General features: G+C 71.3%; 1 protein-coding gene. It reads left to right on the top strand.

The genetic code is table 11. From position 1 onward, the window contains the following. The first annotated feature begins 239 nt into the window (after window positions 1-239). The gene (locus tag AOK15_RS40980; protein WP_055524321.1) at window positions 240-1,439 is read left to right on the top strand and encodes an ATP-grasp domain-containing protein; all 1,200 of its coding nucleotides are present in this window, start codon (window positions 240-242) and stop codon (window positions 1,437-1,439) included. Window positions 1,440-1,525 lie beyond the last annotated feature (86 nt).

The raw sequence follows: 1,525 nt of genomic DNA, 5'->3' as shown, positions 1-1,525 counted from the left end.
GGGGAGTGGCGGCCCGGGGGAGCGCCAGGGAGGCCATGGTCATCGGCAACTCCAGAGCGTGAGGGAGTTTGGTGAGGCGAGGAGGTAAGCCTTACCTTAGCTGCAAGATCAAGTGCTGATGGCCAAGGGGGGTGCGGATCGTGAATCGCGGGGCTGACCAGACCGCCTCCGCGGCCCTCTTCGTCGCCGGCCCGCCCCGTCCGACCCCTCACCCGCCAGCGGAAGCCGTGCACCGTCCCATGCGTCTGTACCTCCTCGCCCTGAACCCCACCGACTCCGTCACCGAGGGTTTCCTGCCCGCTGCCGCCCGGCTCGGTCCGGACGTCACGATCCTCACCGACCAGCCGGACGCGCATCGCGCCGCGTACCCGGATCACCCAGGTGTCGAGGTCCTTCCGTGCGACGTACGCGACTTCCGCGCCGTCATCACCCGGATCTCCACCCACCACCGGCCCGCCGCCGTCTTCACCAACAGCGACCACCTCCAGACCCAGGCCGCCCTCGCCGCGCAGTACTTCGGGCTGCCCGGCAAGGACTGGCGGGCCACCCTGAGTTGCAAGGACAAGGGCGAGATGCGCCGCAGGATCGCCGCCGCCGGGGTGGACACCGTCTGGTCCGCCGAGATCACCGAACCGGCCGACCTGACCGGCCCACCGGTCGCCGACGCGCCGTACCCCTGCGTTCTCAAGCCCCGCGAGGGCGTCGCCAGCGAGGACGTCGTGCTGGTCGAGAACCCCGCCGACATGGTCGCCCACGGCAAGGAGATCCTCGCCCGCCGCTCCGGCGCCACCCTGGTCGTCGAGGAGTATCTGCCGGGTGAGCTGTACACCTTGGAGACGCTCGGAGACGGCCGCGTCCGGCATGTCCTCGGCGGTTTCCACACCGAGGTCTCCCCGCCGCCGTACTTCATCGAGCAGCGGATGACCTTCGTCCCGGCCCACCCGGAGCCGGTCGTCGCGCAGGTGCTCGCCCAACTCGACGCGCTGGGCGTCGGTTTCGGCGCCTGCCACACCGAGTTCGTCGTCCACGAGGGCCGGGCCCGCGTCATCGAGGTCAACTACCGGGCCATCGGCGACCAGTGCGATCTGCTCCTCGCCGAGCTGCTCGACCTGCCCCTCTTCGAGCACGTCCTGCGCACCCACCTCGGCGAGCCACTCCCCGCCGACCTGGAGTCACGACGCGACGGCGCCGCCCGTCTGGAGTATCCGTGCGCCGACCGGGCCGGAACGCTCGTCGCGGCACCGGAACCGACCGAAGTCCACGTCGACGGGGTCCACCTGACGTACCGTCCGCTGCGCCGCCTCGGCGAGCGGCACGAGCTGTACCGGACCAACCGCGACTACCTGGGTGTGCTCCGCGCGACCGGCACCGGCCAGGAGGCCGTAGACCAGGCGGTGGCGGAGTTCGTCGCCGCCCACAGATGGGAGATCCAGCCGTGACCGCCACCGCCGCCGCCGAGCCGGCAGCCCTCACCGAAGCCGCCGAGACCGCATCCACCGAGACCGCAGCCCTCACCGAAGCCGCC

The sequence above is a fragment of the Streptomyces ossamyceticus genome, assembly GCF_001418475.1.
Lineage (GTDB): Bacteria > Actinomycetota > Actinomycetes > Streptomycetales > Streptomycetaceae > Streptomyces > Streptomyces ossamyceticus.
The sequence above is the reverse complement of the archived record's forward strand: the minus strand, read 5'-3'. Positions and strand labels throughout refer to the sequence as shown.

Coding starts and splice junctions, on each gene's coding strand:
- AOK15_RS40980 (WP_055524321.1), top strand. CDS start 240: ATGCGTCTGTACCTCCTCGCCCTGAACCCCACCGACTCCGTCACCGAG.